Annotated in this window: 20 protein-coding genes; 6 read left to right on the forward strand and 14 right to left on the reverse strand. The window is 63.5% G+C overall.

What is annotated here, in order from left to right; translation table 11 throughout:
• Positions 1 to 40: 40 nt before the first annotated feature.
• The gene (locus R9B84_RS32800) at positions 41 to 1,540 is read right to left on the reverse strand and encodes a PAS domain-containing sensor histidine kinase (protein WP_423761584.1); all 1,500 of its coding nucleotides are present in this window, start codon (positions 1,538 to 1,540) and stop codon (positions 41 to 43) included.
• Between the two features lie 266 nt (positions 1,541 to 1,806).
• Here R9B84_RS32800 and R9B84_RS32805 point away from each other — a divergent pair, with 266 nt between their 5' ends.
• On the forward strand, positions 1,807 to 3,003 hold the full coding sequence (locus R9B84_RS32805) for an acyl-CoA dehydrogenase family protein (RefSeq protein ID WP_423761585.1): 1,197 nt from the start codon (positions 1,807 to 1,809) through the stop codon (positions 3,001 to 3,003).
• Positions 3,004 to 3,641: 638 nt separating this feature from the next.
• Here the strand turns inward: R9B84_RS32805 and R9B84_RS32810 are convergent.
• The 4 genes from R9B84_RS32810 to R9B84_RS32825 form a co-directional block, all read right to left on the reverse strand.
• A complete protein-coding gene (locus R9B84_RS32810) occupies positions 3,642 to 4,544 on the reverse strand; it encodes a LysR substrate-binding domain-containing protein (protein WP_423761586.1) in 903 nt (300 codons plus the stop codon).
• A 181-nt stretch (positions 4,545 to 4,725) separates the two neighbouring features.
• Complete coding sequence (locus R9B84_RS32815) at positions 4,726 to 5,742, reverse strand: NADP-dependent oxidoreductase (protein ID WP_423761587.1); 1,017 nt, start codon at positions 5,740 to 5,742, stop codon at positions 4,726 to 4,728.
• Positions 5,743 to 5,800: 58 nt separating this feature from the next.
• On the reverse strand, positions 5,801 to 6,232 hold the full coding sequence (locus tag R9B84_RS32820; protein WP_423761588.1) for a DoxX family protein: 432 nt from the start codon (positions 6,230 to 6,232) through the stop codon (positions 5,801 to 5,803).
• A gap of 54 nt (positions 6,233 to 6,286) precedes the next feature.
• Positions 6,287 to 7,240 carry a pirin family protein gene (locus tag R9B84_RS32825; protein WP_423761589.1) on the reverse strand — a complete coding sequence of 318 codons (954 nt, stop codon included), beginning with the start codon at positions 7,238 to 7,240 and terminating at the stop codon, positions 6,287 to 6,289.
• Here R9B84_RS32825 and R9B84_RS32830 point away from each other — a divergent pair.
• Together R9B84_RS32830 and R9B84_RS32835 are read left to right on the forward strand one after the other, a co-directional pair.
• On the forward strand, positions 7,239 to 8,132 hold the full coding sequence (locus R9B84_RS32830; protein ID WP_423761590.1) for a LysR family transcriptional regulator: 894 nt from the start codon (positions 7,239 to 7,241) through the stop codon (positions 8,130 to 8,132). The two genes, R9B84_RS32825 and R9B84_RS32830, sit on opposite strands and share 2 nt — an antisense overlap.
• 459 nt (positions 8,133 to 8,591) lie before the next feature.
• Positions 8,592 to 9,203, forward strand: a complete 612-nt coding sequence (locus R9B84_RS32835) for an FMN-dependent NADH-azoreductase (RefSeq protein WP_423761591.1) — start codon at positions 8,592 to 8,594, stop codon at positions 9,201 to 9,203.
• Between the two features lie 33 nt (positions 9,204 to 9,236).
• Here the strand turns inward: R9B84_RS32835 and R9B84_RS32840 are convergent, their stop codons facing one another.
• The 4 genes from R9B84_RS32840 to R9B84_RS32855 all read right to left on the reverse strand — a co-directional run bounded on the left by R9B84_RS32840 (position 9,237) and on the right by R9B84_RS32855 (position 11,557).
• Positions 9,237 to 9,500, reverse strand: a complete 264-nt coding sequence (locus tag R9B84_RS32840) for a hypothetical protein (RefSeq protein WP_423761592.1) — start codon at positions 9,498 to 9,500, stop codon at positions 9,237 to 9,239.
• 314 nt (positions 9,501 to 9,814) lie between these two features.
• Positions 9,815 to 10,282, reverse strand: coding sequence for a nucleoside deaminase (locus R9B84_RS32845; RefSeq protein WP_423761593.1), 468 nt, complete (start codon positions 10,280 to 10,282; stop codon positions 9,815 to 9,817).
• A gap of 114 nt (positions 10,283 to 10,396) precedes the next feature.
• Positions 10,397 to 10,867: a cyanase gene (cynS, locus tag R9B84_RS32850; RefSeq protein ID WP_423761594.1), complete on the reverse strand. Its 471-nt coding sequence runs from the start codon at positions 10,865 to 10,867 to the stop codon at positions 10,397 to 10,399.
• Between the two features lie 30 nt (positions 10,868 to 10,897).
• Positions 10,898 to 11,557: a carbonic anhydrase gene (locus tag R9B84_RS32855; RefSeq protein ID WP_423761595.1), complete on the reverse strand. Its 660-nt coding sequence runs from the start codon at positions 11,555 to 11,557 to the stop codon at positions 10,898 to 10,900.
• Positions 11,558 to 11,670: 113 nt separating this feature from the next.
• Here R9B84_RS32855 and cynR point away from each other — a divergent pair, with 113 nt between their 5' ends.
• On the forward strand, positions 11,671 to 12,603 hold the full coding sequence (gene cynR / locus R9B84_RS32860; protein ID WP_423761596.1) for a transcriptional regulator CynR: 933 nt from the start codon (positions 11,671 to 11,673) through the stop codon (positions 12,601 to 12,603).
• Positions 12,604 to 12,640: 37 nt separating this feature from the next.
• On the opposite strand, the gene R9B84_RS32865 is transcribed toward cynR, so the two are convergent.
• Together R9B84_RS32865 and R9B84_RS32870 are read right to left on the reverse strand one after the other, a co-directional pair.
• A complete protein-coding gene (locus R9B84_RS32865; protein WP_423761597.1) occupies positions 12,641 to 12,841 on the reverse strand; it encodes a hypothetical protein in 201 nt (66 codons plus the stop codon).
• Positions 12,842 to 12,870: 29 nt separating this feature from the next.
• A complete protein-coding gene (locus R9B84_RS32870; protein WP_423761598.1) occupies positions 12,871 to 14,190 on the reverse strand; it encodes a DUF3422 family protein in 1,320 nt (439 codons plus the stop codon).
• A gap of 129 nt (positions 14,191 to 14,319) precedes the next feature.
• On the opposite strand from R9B84_RS32870, the gene R9B84_RS32875 reads away from it, so the two are divergent.
• Positions 14,320 to 15,195: a LysR family transcriptional regulator gene (locus tag R9B84_RS32875; protein WP_027782171.1), complete on the forward strand. Its 876-nt coding sequence runs from the start codon at positions 14,320 to 14,322 to the stop codon at positions 15,193 to 15,195.
• Here R9B84_RS32875 and R9B84_RS32880 read toward each other — a convergent pair whose 3' ends face one another.
• The 3 genes from R9B84_RS32880 to R9B84_RS32890 form a co-directional block, all read right to left on the reverse strand.
• Positions 15,196 to 15,756, reverse strand: a complete 561-nt coding sequence (locus R9B84_RS32880; protein ID WP_423761599.1) for a hypothetical protein — start codon at positions 15,754 to 15,756, stop codon at positions 15,196 to 15,198. It lies immediately after the preceding gene.
• Between the two features lie 144 nt (positions 15,757 to 15,900).
• Positions 15,901 to 16,251, reverse strand: a complete 351-nt coding sequence (locus R9B84_RS32885) for a hypothetical protein (RefSeq protein ID WP_423761600.1) — start codon at positions 16,249 to 16,251, stop codon at positions 15,901 to 15,903.
• Positions 16,252 to 16,512: 261 nt separating this feature from the next.
• Positions 16,513 to 17,439, reverse strand: a complete 927-nt coding sequence (locus tag R9B84_RS32890; RefSeq protein WP_423761601.1) for a LysR family transcriptional regulator — start codon at positions 17,437 to 17,439, stop codon at positions 16,513 to 16,515.
• 412 nt (positions 17,440 to 17,851) lie between these two features.
• Here R9B84_RS32890 and fae point away from each other — a divergent pair, with 412 nt between their 5' ends.
• Positions 17,852 to 18,376, forward strand: a complete 525-nt coding sequence (fae, locus tag R9B84_RS32895) for a formaldehyde-activating enzyme (protein ID WP_011356415.1) — start codon at positions 17,852 to 17,854, stop codon at positions 18,374 to 18,376.
• Positions 18,377 to 18,391: the final 15 nt, after the last annotated feature.

The raw sequence follows: 18,391 nt of genomic DNA on the forward strand, positions 1-18,391 counted from the left end.
ATGGATGAGGTGCGGCGGTTGACTCGCGGCTAACGGCGAGTCAACCATCCCGCTCTTCCAGCGGCAGAGTGAAGCAGAAGGACGTGCCGCGGCCCAGATTGGCTTCTGCCCAGACATCGCCACCGTGGCGGGAAACAATGTTCTTGCAGAGCGAAAGTCCGATGCCGTTACCCCCGAGCTTCGACGTGAAGAAACCGTCAAATACCTTTTCATGCTGGCCGAGATCAATTCCGACGCCAGTGTCGGATACGCGTAGCAGCGCCCGGCCGCGCTCGGAACACGTCCTGATGGTCAGGAAACGTGATGTCTCGGGCACGTCGAGCATGGCCTCGACCGCGTTGAAGGCGAAATTGAGGATCACCTGCCCGATCAGGATCTTTTCGCAGCGGACCCATATCGGGTGATCGCTAAGCGCGAATTCGAGTGCCACGCCGACCTCACGCGTCTTCAGCGCGATGAAATACTCGACATCGTGCACGATCGCATTCAGGTCGATCACCTCCTCGACCTGCTCGAGTTTCACCACGTAATCACGCACGCTCTTGATGATGATCGACGCGCGCTCGACCTGTTTAAGCACGCTCTCCATCCCCCACATCACCTCTTCCGGTATAACAGGCGATTCGTTGAGCCGCATCATGCCGCCCTCGAGAAAATTACGTGCTGAAGCGAGCGGCTGGCTGAGTTCGTGCGAGAGCGTCATAGCCATCTCGCCCATCGCGTTGTAGCGCGCGAGGTATTCGAGCTTGCGCTCGCTTACGCGACGCATTTCCTCGGCCTCCACTTGCGGCGTCACGTCACGAAAATGAAGCAGGATGCCGCTCAGATCGTCTTCCAGTTCGACATGGCGACAGAATGCGTCATGCCAGCGTAACGAGCCGTCACCATTGCGAATCCGGTAGCGAAACGAAGTCGGCTCGTGACGCAGCTCCGCTTCGGCGAGCTGCGCGAGTACGATCCGCCGCGACGTCCCATCGCATAACTCGGTGAAATTCATCAGCGTCGACGAATCGGCCTGCAAGCCAAGCAGCCGACACGACGACTCGCTCAGATATTTGATTTCACCGCCTGCTGACAGCACCGCCACGCCTTCGCTCAGGTCATGCATGAACTCCTTCAAACGTGTCTCGAATCGCTTCAGATCCTTCTTGATCCGCTCCTCCGCGGCAATGTCCCTGAACTGAACCATCAGCACATCGCAATCATGCAGCTTGACACGTGTCGCTACCGCCTCTGAGAGGATTTCCGTGCCGTCTTTCGCTCGATAACACCATTCGATAATACTTTCGCCGTTCTCCGCTGCGTCCTTCAGCCACTGCAAGCCGATCTCATGCCGGTACTTCTCCGCGTTGCGGCTCATATCGGGCGCTTTGAGCGGTCGCAATTCTTCCACCGTAAAACCCAGTGCATTACATGCGGCGGCATTGGCCCAAAGAATGGCCTTGGTCTTTGCGTCGTGCAGGATCATGCACGTCTTCAGCGATTGAAGAAGTGCAAGGCGATCGGCGTCCAACAGTTCGAATACGTAGGAAGTTTCCATTCGTTCAAGCCCGGCGACGAAGTGTGACGTCCATGTAAAAGGTCTGAATGCAGCTTAACGCATCGTCATTATTGGCTCCTAGAGTCGAAATGGGGTCTCGCTCCAAAGGTTTCTTTAGTGGGCGCCGGCTCACTACCTAAGCATTCTGGCCGCACACCAATTGAAACGAAGTTTTGACGTTTCTAGACTTGTCAACGATTCACGTGCCGGTCTGACAAGCCGGAATCCGCACGTCGCACGGGCCTTTTCCAGGGAGAACGCAAGTCATGCCAGCCACCACGAATACCGTCGACCCGACAGCACACTCCGGTTCCGCCGCCAGCATCCAGGCGTCGGCTGGCATGCCCGAATGTTTGCCGCTAGGCTCGGTGATCGCGGAAATCGAACTGCGCCGTGACGAATTCGAGCGCCTGTCGCATGTACCTCGCGATGCGATCGCGATGCTCAAGCGAGCGGGCATCTACCGTGCGGGCACGCCGCGACGCTTCGGTGGCGACGCATCGCCGCCGGCGGACTTCCTGCGCATGATCGAACGGATCGCGGTGGCCGACGGTTCGAGCGCGTGGGTTGCGAGCTTCGGGTCTGCAAACGTCTACCTCGCAGCATTGCCGCTCGCGACCCAGGCACAACTCTACGCGAGCGGCCCCGATCAGGTGTTTGCCGGAGGCCTCTTTCCGCTGCAACCTGCAACGCCGGTCGATGGCGGCTGGCAGGTCAATGGCATATGGAAATTCGCAAGCGGGTGCAAGGGAGCCGACTGGCTCGGCGTCGGCATCGGCACCGGCGCACCCGGCTCCAGCCGGCCGCGTACGGCCGTATTCGAAGCCGGGCAGATCGAAATCGTCGAAAACTGGAATGTCGTCGGCATGCAGGGTACCGGGAGCCATGATCTGCGCGTCACCGACCGGTTCGTGCCGGACGAGTGGACCTTCGTGCGCGGCGGCGAGCCGACCGTTGACGAGCCGCTCTATCGCTACCCGACGATTGCCTACGCGGCGCAGGTGCTCGCCGTCGTCAACTTGGGGCTGGCGCGGGCCGCACTCGACGTCGTCAACCAAATGTCCGGCGGTAAGAAGACCACCACCGGCGCGCCGAAAATGGCCGATCGCGCATACTTTCGCATTACGCTTGCGAAGGCTGAGGCGCAACTCCGCTCGGCGCGGGCGTTCTTCTACGATGCAACCGAAACAGTTTGGGATTCGATCATCGCGGGCGATCCCGTCACGCCCGAACAGGTGAGCCTGCTGCGCTTGTCTGCCACGCAGATCGCGTATGCCGGCGCGGACGTGGTTCAGCAGGCCTATCGTCTCGGCGGCACGCTGGCGATCTATCGGAGTCATCCGTTACAACGGATGGTCCGCGATTCGATGGTGGTCACCCAGCATGCGTTCCTTGCGGAAGGCAACTACGACGGCGCGGGTGCCGTGTTCGTCGGCGCACCGCCGATTCCGGGCTATCTGTAACTTCAGGCGGACGTCTAACGCCGGCCGAATGCAACATCATGGCCCCGTGCAGCACCGTGCGAACGCATCGTGCAATGCGACCTTCGATTTTCCCGACCAGGCCGAATTTGATGTTCGGTCCACTATCCTTTCCGTTGCGCGTGCTGTTCTGCTGCGGCGTAACGCAAAATTTCCTCGATCTGCCGCGTGGGTTCATCGCAGGGAACCGTAGAGGGTTTTCGAGCGATTGCATAATCTGACACCTGATTTCAAGGATGCCGGAGGAAGCAATTGCTCGATCGAAAGGCACTTCAGGCACTGGGCTGCTGGACCGGTTAGCAGCCTCTCTACCGTCGGTATTGGAATCGTCACTCGTGTTTAAGCGAGGCCCGTGAATCTGGATTGGTAAGCAACTCTCGCTGGATTGCCAACACCAAGTGCTGCCACTCCCTCTCGGTGCCCGGCTACTTCCCGCCGGCCGACTTGCCTCCGCTCTCCGAGCATCGCATTCTAGAACCACAAATCCGCCTGTTGCACCAGCGGGCGATCGACGACGTGGCAAGCAGTCTTTTCGACTGATGAACACACGATAGATGGCCAGGAACAAGGTTAGCGGATTTAAGTCGACCGGAATCGATCGATCAACCGTGATACTTGCCTCACATACCCGACGATGTATCGAAAGTAGCCAGAAGGTGCTCGACGAATGTCCTCACCTTGGCCGGCAAGTGGCGACGACTCGGGTATACGATGCCGATAGCGGGAGCAGGAGACGAATATCCGGTCAACACCGGCTTCAACGCGCCGTTTTGGAGCTCGGACTCAATCAATGCCGGCGGAACAAAGCTGACGCCGGTTCCGGCCAGGATCATCTGCACCAGAAAATCCACGTTATTGACTACCAGCACTGGTTTGCAATCCAGCGTCACCGTCCCGCCATGGCCGGTGATTTTCAGTCCGGGCCCACCGGAATGCAAACCCGATGCCTTGATATACGAATGGCCCGTCAGTTGCTCGGGATGCAGCGGCTCGCCACATCGCTCCAGGTATGCGGGCGATGCGCAAGCGATCAACGGGCCATGACAGATGGGGCGCGCGATGAAGCTCGAATTCGACAACGTCGACAGGTCGGTAATGCCGACATCGTATCCGTCGCGGACAAGGTCGAACGGGCGATCCAGAAAGATTGGCGAGATCGAGACGTCGGGGTATGTGTTGCGATAGTCGCCCAAGCACGAGGTGAGGTACCGAAGCGAAAAGAAAGACGAAACCGCAACGCGCAATGTCCCGATCGGTTTCAGTGAAGGCTCCGATATGGAGCGCTCGAGTTCGTCCAGCTTCGCCAGAATGCTCCGCATTCTCGCATAGTAGGTCTGTCCGAATTCCGTAACCGCCACGCTTCGCGACTTGCGAACAAGCAGTTGTGCTCCTGTTTGCGTTTCGAGCCAAGCCACATGGCGTCTGATCGCCACATCAGAGACGCCTGATCGGTTGGCGACCCGCACGAAACTCTCTTCTTCCACGACCTGCAAGAAGAAACGTACGGATTGAATTTTGTCCATCTTGCATCTGATCCACTCAGGTTCCCCGGACCAGGTATAGAGCGATTTTTCAGTCGTTTCGATCGCGGCGACAAGACTCGATCCGCGTCCGCAAGTCATCGCCGGTGATTGCCGCTTCCATCCTCAAGATATTCCGCGAGAGGCACGCTTCATGCGCTCGTGCGTACCGCTCATGGCAAGCTCAGGAGAGCAGAACTATTTTCCCGGTCGTCCGCCCGCTCATGATCGCGCGATGAGCATCTGCGGCGCGATTCAGTGGAAAGGTCTCGCTGACGATGACGCGCAGCGTACCGGTCGCGGCGGCAATGACCAGCCTCAGGCGGGCCGCGTAACGGATATCCTGCCCGGGATCGGCGCCAGGAACGCCGCCGAGCAGCTTCACGCCCGCCAGGCGTCCCCGGACAAACCCGGCGATCGTCGCAATGCGCAAGCGATCGGGAACGACCTCCAGCGACGTATCGATTGCTTCGTCCGATCCCACCATATCCGCCGCCGCATCGACGCCTTGCGGGGCTGCAGCCCTGACTCGATCCGTCAGGCCCGTTCCATATGCGACCGGGATCGCGCCGAGTTCGCGCAACAGGTCGTGCTTGCCGGGACTCGCGGTCCCGATCACCGTCGCGCCCCGCGCCACGGCCAATTGCACGGCGAGGTGGCCTACACCGCCAGCCGCGCCGTGAATCAACACGGTCTCGCCCTCCTCAAGCGCGACGGCCTCCAGGGCATGAACCGCGGTCGCCCCCGCGGCAAGCAACCCGCCGGCCTGATCCCACGGTAGATTCGCGGGCTTGGCCAGCACCGACGACGCAGGAACGACCAACTGCGTTGCATATGCGCCCGGCGCACGAAACACGAGCACCTCGTCGCCCACGGATATCGGACCGGTCGGCCCCACGGCCCCTTCTCCCACGGCCGTCACGACACCGGCCGCTTCGACGCCGATCCGAAGCGGCAGATTTGCCGGATCGGTACCGAATCCACCGCCATAGAGTTTGTAATCGATCGGATTCACCCCTGACGCGCGAATCGCGACACTCACCTGACCATGGCCCACCTTCGGTACCGGAACCTCACGCAGGGCAAGAAGCTCGGGGCCGCCGTAAGCCGTCGCGACGACAATCCTCGCACGCTCGGGGGTCGGGTTTTCATATGCTTCGGAGCTCATCGTTTTTGCCTCGCCGTCATCTTCGAATTTCAAGCCGCAAACGCCTGGCCGGGATATCGATGCGATCTCGGCGTCGTTTCATCAGGTTGCGTTATCGAGACACCCCGAGCTTTCCGCTTCCGCTGGCAGTACGTCGATCGATACTGAACGCGCCCGCCCCGTTTGCGACGATCTGCAGCAGCCCGCCCGCAATGGCCACGTCCTTGAAGAAGTGGAAAAGCTGATTCTGATCGCTCAATGCATGGTGGAAGATCAGCGCGGTGGCCACCGAATAAACGACGAGTAACGCTGCCACGGGGCGAACTCGATAGCCGACGACCAGCAGAACACCCCCGGCCAGCTCGAGAATCAGTGCACCCAAAAAGCCGAGCACAGGCGCCGGCAGGCCGAGCGACGCGATATAGCCGATCGTCGCCCCGGGGGCCGCGAGCTTGCCCAGTCCGCTGATCAGGAAGAGGAGTGCGATCAAGACACGCCCTACCAGCGGAAGGGCCTGCGTAATATTCGAGTTCTTCGTTTCCATGAAACGTAATCCTAATCAAATTGAAAAATATGAAATGCTTGAACTGCCCTTGCCTCAGCGCGCTCGCCAGTCCGAAGCGCTGCCGATTCGATCGATTTCGGCCTCCCCCTTTCGGAGTGCATCGGCAGACGTGTGAACGGAGTAATTGCCAACCACGAGATCGTACGGATGAGGAACGGCCGAGCCGACGAGAATGTCCGCGTCGTGTCTGGCCGTGAATACGATCGTGTCGTCGGATTCGTCGAACACGACCAGATCGTTCCCGAGCGAAGCGCCGTCGACCGTAACCAGACCGGATCCGGCATGCGCCCACGCGACGGTCTGCCCCGAAGGCGGCTGAAATCGCCAGGTCTTGCCGGCCCGCAACCGGACATGCAGCAAGGTGACGCCTTCCGTCGATGCAACGGGACTCCGAACGCCGGCGAAATCGCCGAAAAGCACGCGCGCGGGGCCGACACCGGGAATCGATCCAGCGGGCACTTGTTGACTGAACGCGGGACCGTTCTCCTGATCGGGCGGCAATGCAATCCAGACTTGATAGCCTCTGAGGCGTTCGTTTCCGACGGCGCTTCCGTCATGCCAGACGCCATTCCCGGCCTGCAACCATTCCACGTCGCCTTTCCGCATCATTCCCGATGCACCGGTCGTATCCTGGTATCGTGCCTCGCCGTTCAACACGATGCTGACTGTCGCAATGCCTGAGTGAGGATGAATCCGGAACAGTTCGTCGCGTGTCGGCGCGAAATCGAAGTAATCGACGAATACAAACGGCTTGATTCGCCGCCCGATATCCGTCGGGCTGACCAGCCTCAGGATGGAACCCAACCGGTAGCCGGCCGTGCGCAGCGTGATCCGCTGCCCCCGAGGAGCGGCGGCCGGTTGCTCGATGCTGTCGACACGTGAACTCATCATGTCCTCTCGCGCTTGATGTGCGAGCAGATTAAAGCGTTGACCTCGGGGCGGATAGCCGATATTTTTCGATGAGATCCATCCATTTTCCAGATACATGCTCGACGCCCTCTCGCTCGATCAGTTGAGAACCTTTATCGCGGCAGCCGACGAAGGCAGTTTTTCGGCCGCAGGCCGAAGGCTGCGGCGCGCCCAGTCGGTCGTCAGCCAAACGCTCGCGAACCTCGAAGCGCAGCTCGACATACAGTTGTTCGACCGCAGCAGCCGCTATCCGCGTCTGACGGAAGAAGGCAGGGTGTTGCTCGCGCAAGCGCGTCTCGTGGTCGGCGGCATGGATTCGTTCAAGTCGCACGCACGCGCGATCGCGGAAGGGCTGGAGCCCGAGCTCTCGGTCGTCGTGGATGTGATGTTTCCGATGGCGAAGTTGACGCACGCCGTCGGCGGATTTCGCATCGCGTTTCCCGACACGCCGCTGCGCCTCTACGTGGAAGCATTGGGCGCGGTGGTGCAACCCGTGCTCGACGGCACGTGCAGACTCGGTATCAGCGGCTCGATGCCCGACGTACCCGAGACCGTCGCCGCCGAACATCTGCTCGAAGTCCCCATGGTCACGGTCGCCGCCCCGACTCATCCGCTCTCGCGGCTCGAACACGTGATCCAGTCCTGCGAGTTGGACGAGCATGTTCAACTTGTCTTGACCGATCGCAGTTCCCTGACCGACGGGAAATTGTTCGGTGTCTATTCGTCGCTCACGTGGCGGCTGGCCGATCTGGGTGCCAAGCACGCATTCCTGAAGGCGGGGTTCGGCTGGGGGCACATGCCGGAAGCGATGGTGCGCGACGATATCGAAGCCGGACGCCTCGTCAGATTGAGCCTCGGCATCCTGTTTCCTCGCATCCATGCAATGCCGATGCTGGGGATATACCGGAAAGACACGCCACCGGGGCCAGCGGGCCGATGGCTGCTCGAACAGCTCAAAGTTCCCTGCTAACAGGCCCGGCGCGCCCCGAATCGAACGCGATACGACGTGTGCGTGAATTTCGTCGCGGCCGTCCTTGGCATGTCGCGCCCTTGAAGTTACGGATATCGAACGAGATTGCGCGAAGGAAGCGGCCCTCCTGAAAACCGGAAGAGGCGTCCACCGGTGACAAGCGTGCCGAGATCGATCCCGACACAGTCCAGCCGCTCGATCAACTGATGCAGACGCATGGATCATGAGCAACGCAGATTTCTCGATGGTGTCCATCGAGAAATCAGATGCCCCCGAAAATGTCGGCAGTCTTGTTGCAGACAACGATCGGATTCACAGGCTAATCCATCGTATTCCGAGATAGGTCGCATCGATATATTGTGGATACCCCGCAAAGCCGGCATGTGAGATAAGTATCAGCGTCGATCGATCGACTCCGGTCGATCGGAACCCTGCCAACCTTGCTCCGGGCTATCTATCGTGAATCTACTGCACATTGATTCAAGCATCCTCGGCGACCATTCGGTCAGCCGCATCCTTTCCGCCGACATCGTCGACCGCCTGATCGAACTGCATCCCGGCACGCGTGTCACGTATCGCGATCTCGACGAAGGTCCCGCGCTTCACCTGTCCTCCAAACACGTAGCCGCATCCCACGGAAACACCAACAGCGACGAAGCTTTGGCTGAAGACATCGCGCTGGGCACTCAATATCTGGACGATCTGTTCTCGGCTGATTTGATCGTGATCGGGTCGCCGATGTACAACTTCTCCATTTCGTCCCAGCTCAAGGCATGGATCGACCGTATCGTCGTGGCCGGAAAGACATTCCGTTATGGCCCGAACGGGCCGGAAAGCCTTCTCCCCGTGGGCAAGAAAGTCTTCATCGCATCTTCCCGCGGTGGGCAATATACCGGCAACAGCCCGTCACGCGTGCTGGATCACCAGGAAAGCTATCTCACCGGCATTCTTTCATTTATCGGACTGACCGACGTCACGATCGTCCGTGCCGAAGGACTGGCGCTCGGTGACGACGCGAAGAATGCCGCCATCGCGAAAGCAAAACGCGAAATCTCCGAGCTCGTTTTCTGATTTCAGCCGAGCGGCTCGTTCATGGATACGCGCTCATCGTCTTGAAATATCGCATTCCTGATCTGTTTTTGTCAGGTACCGCGGCGCCTTCATGGACCCGCCCGCCATCCGTGTCGGCGTGTTGCACCATTTTTTCTCAGTGCCTCTGTTGTCGGTTTCCTTCGGGCCCTGCTCCAACAATGCTTGATCTCCCTCGGAACCACAACCTTTTCCGACCGGCTTGCCGGTCGGTTTTTCTATGGCTCGCGCGACACACATCTCCCGTATCCTTCGATGCAGCGTCGTCGCTTGACTCATCGATGCACTCCAGCGTGCTCTCCCCCCTCCGCCGAGTACGTAACGGAGATGACCCGCTTTCTCAGACACGATTCATTCTGACAAAGAGGCGGTACAGATCAACGCGCGGCACGGTTCGAAGCCTGGCGCCGGTTCATCGAGGTGGCCCAAATCCGCTCACCGACTCCTGATCGATTAGGCGCGGAAACGGGAGCACGACACACCCTGCGCGGCAGCGCGGACACCCGGCAGCACGAAAGCCGCCGAGCAAGGGGTCCGGAAAACGAGCAACCAGGGCGGCTGCGCCGCGCGACCTGTGCGGCGCGCGGATCACATCACTTCGCGTTCAGTTCCTTCCAGCGCCGGTAGACGCCGATCGCGTCGCCATGCTTCTGCTGCACCATCGGCAGCCGGCGTTCCTCGATCGGCTTCGCATACTCGGCATAGAACGTGTCGAGCTCGAAGTACTTGCGGTCGTCGCGGTAGAACGGCGCGTAATCCTCGCGCGTCGTGATGTAAATCACGCGCTTCGGGCTGCAGTAGTACAGCGAGCCGAGGCACATCGGGCACGGGCTCGCGAGGATGTAGATCTCGCAGTCGGTCAGGTGCTCGGTGCCGAGCTTGCGGCACGCGTCGCGCACCGCGAGGATCTCGGCATGCGCGGTCGGGTCGCTGGTCTGCGCGACGAGGTTCGGGCTCTCCGCGACGATCTCGCCGTCGCGGACGATCACCGTCGCGAACGGACGGCCGCCCTCTTCCACGTTCTTCATCGCGAGATCGATCGTGCGCTTCACAAAATCCATGGCTGCGTCCTCGTAGAAACGGAATGGTGGGCACGTGCACCGGCCGGCGGCCGACGCACGTCGAGCGAAACGGCGCGGCACCGTCGCTGCAGCGCCGCGCCTGAGTCGGAACGGTCAGAACGGCTTGGTCGGCAGGTACTTGCCGTCGAGCGTGATCACCGCGCGCGATCCGCCTTCGGGATCGTCCACCTTCTTCACGTCGAGCCGGAAATTGATCGCGCTGATGATGCCGTCGCCGAACTTCTCGTGGACGAGCGCCTTCAGCGTCGTGCCGTACACCTGCAGCATTTCGTAGAAGCGATAAATGGTCGGGTCGGTCGGCACGCGATCGTCGATGCTGCCGCGCAGAGGAATCGTCTGCAGCAGCAGCACCGCGTCGTCGTCGAGGCCGAGCTTGTCGGCGACGACGCGCGCGGCGTCGGCCGGCAGCGCATGCTGGCCGAGCAGCGCGGCCGTGACGAATGCTTCGCTCAGGCCCGTGCCTTCGGTGAGCTGCGCGAACGACAGGTTCTTGCGCGTCTTCGCGAGGACGACGGTTTCTGCAAGCGCGTGGCGGGCGGTCTGACTGTGCTGGGACTGGATCATGGCAATACCTCGTGGTTGGTTGGGAGCGGTTCAGGCCGCGACGGGGAGCGTCGCGGGCGTGGCACGGACGTCGGGATGGTCCGCCAGGGAGACGAACCGGCCGGTCGCGCCGTCATGGGCGTCGATGCAGCCGGATTCGATGTCGTAGACCCAGCCGTGCAGCGCGAGACGCCCTTCTTCGAGCGCGAGCCGCACGGCAGGATGCGTCTTCAGGTTCGCGAGTTGCGCGACGACGTTCTCGCGCACCATCGAGTCGATCCGCTCGCGTTCGCTGCGATGCGTGCGCGCCTCGTTCACGACGCGCGCCGAATCGGCGTAGCGCAGCCAGTGGCCGACGGCCGGCATGTGATCCATGCACTGGCAGGTCGCGATCGCGGTCATCGCGCCGCAATCGGAATGCCCGCAGATCACGACATCGGTCACGCGCAGCGCGGCCACCGCGTATTCGACCGACGCCGACACGCCGCCAGGCTCGGGGCCGTACGACGGCACGATATTGCCGGCATTTCGGATCACGAACAGATCGCCCGGTTCGCGCTGCGTGACGAGTTCGGGCACGAGCCGGCTGTCCGAACACGAGATGAACAGCGCACGCGGGTTCTGGCTGCGCGCGAGATCGCGAAACAGCGCGGCGCGCTCCGGATAGGCGTGGCGCTGGAACTTCAGAAAGCCTTCGATGATGTCCTTCATCGCGTGTCCTCCGGTGTGGGTGAAATCGATGAAGGGCAGGTTACGCCGGACTTCCAATAACGTAAAAGACTGATTTATGATCCAGCGGATAAGCACGACTTATAGGAACCGCCATGCTGCTGCGCCATATCAACTACTTCCTGGCCGTCGCCGAACACCGCAGCTTCACGCGCGCGGCCGCTGCGCTGCACGTGTCGCAGCCCGCGCTGTCGCAGCAGATCCGCCAGCTCGAGGAGACGCTCGGCGCGCAACTGTTCGATCGCACCGGGCGTGTCACGCGATTGACGGACGCCGGCGACGTGTATTTCCGCTATGCGCGGCAGGCGCTGCACGATCTCGCGGAAGGCCGGCGTGCCATTCACGACGTGCAGGATCTCAGCCGCGGCTCGCTGCGGATCGCGGTCACGCCGACTTTCACGAGCTATCTCGTCGGGCCGCTCGTCGAGGCGTTTCACGGCCGCTATCCGGATGTGTCGCTATCGGTGCGCGAGATGTCGCAGGAGCGCATCGAGGCGCTGCTCGTCGACGACGAACTCGATGTCGGCATCGCGTTCGATGAAGTGCAGACGGCGGATATCGAAGTGGAAACGCTGCTGGTCGAGACGCTTGCGCTCGTCGTGAACCGTCGGCACGCGCTTGCCGGCAAACGCAAGGCCGGCCTGCGCGCGCTGCACGACGCGCCGCTTGTGCTGCTCACGGCCGAGTTCGCGACGCGCGCGCAGATCGACCGTTATTTCCGCGAGCACGACGTGCGGCCGCGCGTGTTGATGGAGGCGAATTCGCTGGGTGCGGTGATCGAGATCGTGCGCCGCACGAATCTCGCGACGCTGCTGCCCGCGACGATCGCGACCGGGCACGACGATCTCGTTGCCGTCGCGCTCGATCCGGCCGTGCTGCGGCGCACGGCCGTGTTGCTGCAGCGCAAGGGCGCGTACCGGAGCGCGGCCGCGCGCGCGTTCGTCGAGCTGGCGCTCGATCAGGGGGCGGGCAAAGCGAAGGGGGAAGGCGCTTCACGTCCGGCGCGCCAAAGGGCGGCCGGCAAATGAACGCCTGCGTCGAATCGAATCGACGCGAGGAAACGCGTCAGTTGTAGCCGAGAATCGCCACTGCCGCGACGTCCGGCCGATCGAGCGTATTCCCGACGAGCGACGTCATCGGCTCCTGCAGCACAGCCTGATACGAGCTCACGCGCGCCTCCTCCGGCACGCCCGCTTCATCCGATACCGATTCGTCGAAGGCATCGAAACCGCTATAAAAACCCGGTTGTTTCTGCGAAAAAGTCATCTCCACTCCTTTGCTATGTCGTTGATGTTCTAGCTGACCTGCTTCAACGCCGCCGCATGAACGGGCGTGTCGTCATGCACGGCCTCCGATCGTGCAAGCTGCGCGCGCGTGCGCCGTGTGATGTGAATCACCGCGAATACCACCGGCGCGATCAGCAGGCCTTCCGCCAGCTCCGGATCGACCGGCAGGTTCATCACGTGCAATGCCTTGAACGCCGCCGTCGCGAGCGACAGCACGTAGTACGAAATGGCCGCCACCGACAGCCCTTCGACCGCGTGCTGCAGATGAAGCTGATTGCGCGCGGTGCGCTCCATGCCCGCCAGCAGGCGCGTCACGTCCTTTTCCTGCGCGAGGTTCACGCGCGTGCGCAGCAGGTCGACCGCGCGTGCGATCCGCGCGGCGATCTGCTCGTGGCGCGCCCACACGCTGCGGCACGTCTCCATCGCCGGCGCGAAGCGCCGCTCCATGAATTCGGCGATCGTCGGCATTCCTTCGATGCGCTCCTCGCGCAGTTCCTGGATGCGCGCCAGCACGAGCTTTTCGTACGCGCGCGATGCACTGAAGCGCGCGCCCGAACCCGACAGCGATTCGACCCGCACCGCGAGATGCGTGAGCTTGACGAGCAGCGCCGCGTCGTCGCCGTCGGCGCCGCTTACGTCCATCCGCTGCATCAGCGCATGCAGTGCCGAGTGGATCTCGTCGAGTTCGCGGCTCATCCGGCGCGCGACGGGCAGCGCGAGCAGCGCCATCATCCGGTACGTTTCGATTTCATGGAGACGCTGCAGCAGGCGGCCGCCCTGCTCCTCGCGAAAATCCTCGTCGACGACGAGAAAACGCATGAAGCCGTCGTCGCGCACGTGCCAGTCGCAGAACACCTTGCCGCCGCCGAGCACGTTGCTGCCGACGAGCGCGGGCCCGTCGATCCAGCGGCGCAGGTCGCCGCAGACGAGCCGCGCGGCATCGCCCGACAGCAACTCCATCCGCACCGCGACGAAGCGGATGCCGGCGAGCCGCGCGAACCAAGCGGCCGGAATGCCCTCGATCGCGAGATCGTCGAAATAGCCGGTGTCGCGACGCGGCGCGACGAACGTAAAGGTCGAGAATTCGGTGTGACGTTCCCACTTCAGGTGCCAGCCGCACGGCGATTGCACCGCGTAGTGCGTCGCGCCTTCGTGCGGCGCGGTTATGCCGGTGTCGCGGCACAGCGCGTGCAGCAGCGTTTCGTGGATGTCGGGCTGGCCGTCCGCGTAGATCGCGTAATGCGTGAGCGACACGGCTTCGGCCAGCCGCAGGAACGGCCGCGCATGTAATTCCGCGGCCAGTGCGGCGCGCAACGGATGGTCCATCATCGATACACCACTCTTCCTTGTTCAAGCCTGCGTGCCGCGCAAAACGCCCGCGTGATCGCACTATGGCAGACACACAGCAACAATAAAAACGCATAATGCTGATCGTTACGTTCAGTTTTCCTGATACCCATGAAGATGCTCGATCACGACGTGCTGGCCACCGTCGTCGCCGTCGCGGAGACGGGCAACATGACCCGCGCCGCCGAAGCCGTGAACCGCTCGCAGTCGGCCGTGAGCATGCAGATCAAGAGCCTGGAAGACGCGATCGGGCGGCCGCTGTTCGTGCGCAAGCCGCGCAGCATCGTGCTGACGCGCGAGGGCGAGGTGCTGCTGGGATTCGCCAGACGAATGCTGGCGCTGCGCGACGAGGCGTGGGCGGCCGTGGTGCGGCCGGAAGTGACCGGCAAGGTCGTGATCGGCGTGCCGGACGACTATGCGTCGTCGCTGCTGCCGTCGGTCCTGAAGAAATTCTCGGCGACCTACCCGAAGGTCGAGATCCAGGTGATGGGGCTGCCGAGCAGCGCGCTCGCGCCGCTGATCAAGGAAGGCACCGTCGATCTCGTGTGCGGCACGCGCATCAAGGGGCTGACCGGCGACTTCATCCGCCACGAGCCGATGGCGTGGGCCGCGATGACGAACGGGCCGCGCGTGTGGGAAGAACGGCCGCTGCCGATCGCGGTGTTCATGCCGGGCAGCGTCGCGCGCGAGAACGCGATCCGCAGCCTCGAACGCGCGAAGGTGCCGTACCGCACCTCGTATGAAAGCCCGAGCCTGCTCGGGCTGCTCAGCATGGTCGAGGCCGGCCTCGCGGTCGCGCCGCTCGCGCGCTGCGCGATTCCCGCGCAACTGTCGATGCTCGGCCGCTCGCACGGGCTGCCCGACCTGCCGCCACTCGAGCTGATTCTCGCGCGCAGCACGAAATCGAAGCGGCCGCCGTGCGACTTTCTCGCGGAGCAGTTGATGGAGGATCTGCAGCGGCAGACCGGGCAAACCGGCGACGCGTGATCAACGCATCGCGCCAAACCCCGCCGCGGCCAGCGCCGCATTGACGTTCGCCGCGACCGCATCGACGAGTGCTTCGAGCGTATCGCCGCGCACGTGCGCGCGTTCCGGCACGACATGCTCCACACGTTGCCAGCCCCACTGTGCGCCGGACGCGACCGACAGCGTCGCGCCGAACCGGTTGCCGTGGCGGCGGCCGAAGATGCTCACGCGCCGCTCGTCCAGATACGCCTGCTCGGGCAGGCAGAGACGGATCTCGATCGCGACCTGATCGGGATCGTTGACCCGCGCGGCCGGGTTGACCGCCGGCGCGAACACCTTGCCGATCCGCAACGTCACGCAACGCTCCCAGGCCGCGAGCGGCCCGCCGGCCGCGTCGACGCGCTCGGTGTCGACCGACCACTGATGCCCGTCGGGCACGACGATCGCCTGATGCAGCAGCACTTCGGCCACGCGAACCGTCGTCATGAGCTGCCGCGCAAGCTGCGGGCCCGACGGCAGCGACGCCGTCCGCACGCGGCGGCTTGCCGGCCGCGCGGTACGCACTTCGTCGGTGAGGTACATGAACCCTCCGTATTCAGGATCGGCTCCGCGCGTGACGCGGCGCACGAACATCTGCCGCCGGCCGGCGGACAGCACCGCGACCGGCGATCCGGCGGCGAATCGATCGAGCAACACGCAACGAACGCGCAATAACCGTTCGCCGGCTCACCGGGCCTGCGGCCCGACGCGCAACCGGCGCGCGACGGGCCCGATCACCGCATCGGCCTGCTGCGCGATCAGCGTGTGCAGCGTGAAGTCCAGATCTTCCGGCGCGATCTCGAAGTGCACATGGATCACGTCGCGCACGGCGCGCGCGCTGACGACATACACGCCGAGCGGCGAATGCAGCAGCGCCGCGAGGCGGGCGCGCGCGAGTTCGCCGGAGTCGGCCGTCAGCGTGACGGGCAACTGCAGGCGCGGGCGCGCAGGCGGGAACGGGATGACGTTGTTGCGTGCGCCGGCGCGCAACTGGCGGCCGGCGACATCGAAGGCGGGAACGGGATGGATGAAGGTCATGGAGCGGACGGAAGCCGTCTCGGCTGTTCGACACATGGCCAGCTTAGAAGACGACGCATAAACGCCGTGCAAAAAAACGGCGCGGCGGTGCAAAAAACGGCATGTGGAACGCTGCCTGCCGTCAGCGGGCAGAGCGGCCGGCGGGCTACCGGCGGGCGGTGGCCGGTGGCCGGTGGCCGGTGGGCAGTGGCCGGCGAGCGACGTACGCCAGGACCGAGCCGGTCACCTCGCGTCAGGCTCGTCCGCGCCCCTGTCGCCCCGCTACGCGAACGCCTCGAGCGATGCGCGCCGCCGCTCGTCGACCATCGATTCGATCAGCGACACGAGATCGTCGGTCAGCGGGTCGCAGATACCGGGCGAGCGATGCAGTTCGAGATCGGCCGCCGGCAGCGGCGGCAGCCCGTCCGTCTCGTCGAGCACGCGCCAGTTCTCGGGCAGCGTGCAGCGATCGATCATCGTCACGGCCGCACCGTGGTTCACCGCGATCTTGATGCCGGTCGGGCTCTGGCTCGTATAGACGACGTGATACGGCCGCTCGGCCGTCGCGAGCGCCTGCAGCCCGCGCTGCCGGTAGCAGCACGTCTCGGGAAACAGCGCGAGCGGCACCGACGCTTGCGGGCCGAGCGCGAAATCCCGATGCGCGGCCCACACGACGTCGTGACGGCCGAGCAACCGGCCGCCCGCATTCGGCCCGTGCCGCACGACGAGCGCGACGTCGAGCTCGCCGGCCTGCAGCCGTTCGAGCAGTTCGAGCGACGTGCGGCAATGCACGTGCAGGCGCGCGCCCGGCCGCAGCGCATAGAACGACTTCAGCAGGTCGGGCAGCCACAGCTCCGCGTAGTCCTCGGGCAACCCGAAGCGCACGGCGCCGCGATCGCTGCTCGTCTGCTTCAGCGCGATGATCGCGTCGTTCTGCACCTGGATGATCCGCCGCGCGTGGATCAGGAAATTCTCGCCGTCGCGCGACAGTTCGAGCCGCCGGCTGTTGCGCATGAACAGGTGCGTGTCGAGCCGCTCCTCGAGCGTGCGGATGCGCAGGCTGATCGTCGACTGCGTGCGATGCAGTTGCCGGGCCGCCGCGGTGAAGCCGCCGCTTTCGACGACGGCGACGAATGCCCGGATCAGCTCCGGATCGAGCGAAGTCAGCTTCGACCAGTCGGGCTTCGAGAAAACGCCGGGCCGCCCCAAGCTTTCCGCCCCGAAGGAAGGCCCCTTGGGGGCGTGCCCCGCTCGGGGCGGCTGGCGCGAAGCGACAGGTTTCTCAATGGCAGCCATCGGAATTACTCGCTTTCGAAAAGAAAAGGGAAGACGAAAGATAGGGCTCGGAGTACGCCGATTGTTGTCCAGATGCGCTCGGCCCTCCAACCCCTGCCCGGGTATGACAAACCCGGAGCCTGCACGCGAAAAACCGCCCGCCGAGCTCGCCCCGCATGCCGTCGCGGCGGCGGCCGCGGCCCGCCCGGCGGGCGTTCGCGCGCCGGGCCCAGGGCTTTCCCGGAGACGACGAAAACTCATAGCCCGATCAGAAAACATCGATTCACCGGCCGCTGCGCGGCCCACCACAATCGCCTCACACCAACCTCATCGACGAGACACCGCAATGACCGCATCCCAACCCAGGCAGCTCTACATCGGCGAAGGCTTCGAAGGCCCCGGCGTCAACCTCGCACACATCAACGTGCTGGTCGGCCCGCGCAACGGCCCGGCCGGGCAGGCCTTCGCGACCGCGCTCGCGACGCCGTCGGCCGGCCATGCGCCGTTCGTCGTGATCGCGCAGCCGGGCGTGCCGACCAAGCCGCTCACGCTGTACGTGAACAAGGCGCAGATCGCCAGCGACTTCCACGGTAATGCCACGTGGGGCGCATCGCAGGCCGGCATCGCGAAGGCCGTGGCCGAAGCGCTCGAGAACGGCACGCTGCCGCCCGAAGCGGAAAACGACTGGGTCGTCGTGTCGGCGAACTGGGTGAACCCGCAGACCGACGATCTCGACGCCGTGTTCGAGAACAACTACCGCGCGTGCCGCAACGCGATCGTCGCCGCGATGGAAGGGCTGCCGCATCGCGACGCCGTGTTCGCCGCCGCGCGCGACGTGTCGAACCCGTTCTACACGCCGAAAAAGAACTGACAGACAACGCGCGGC

This window comes from Burkholderia sp. NLJ2 (assembly GCF_049487195.1).
Lineage (GTDB): Bacteria > Pseudomonadota > Gammaproteobacteria > Burkholderiales > Burkholderiaceae > Burkholderia > Burkholderia pyrrocinia.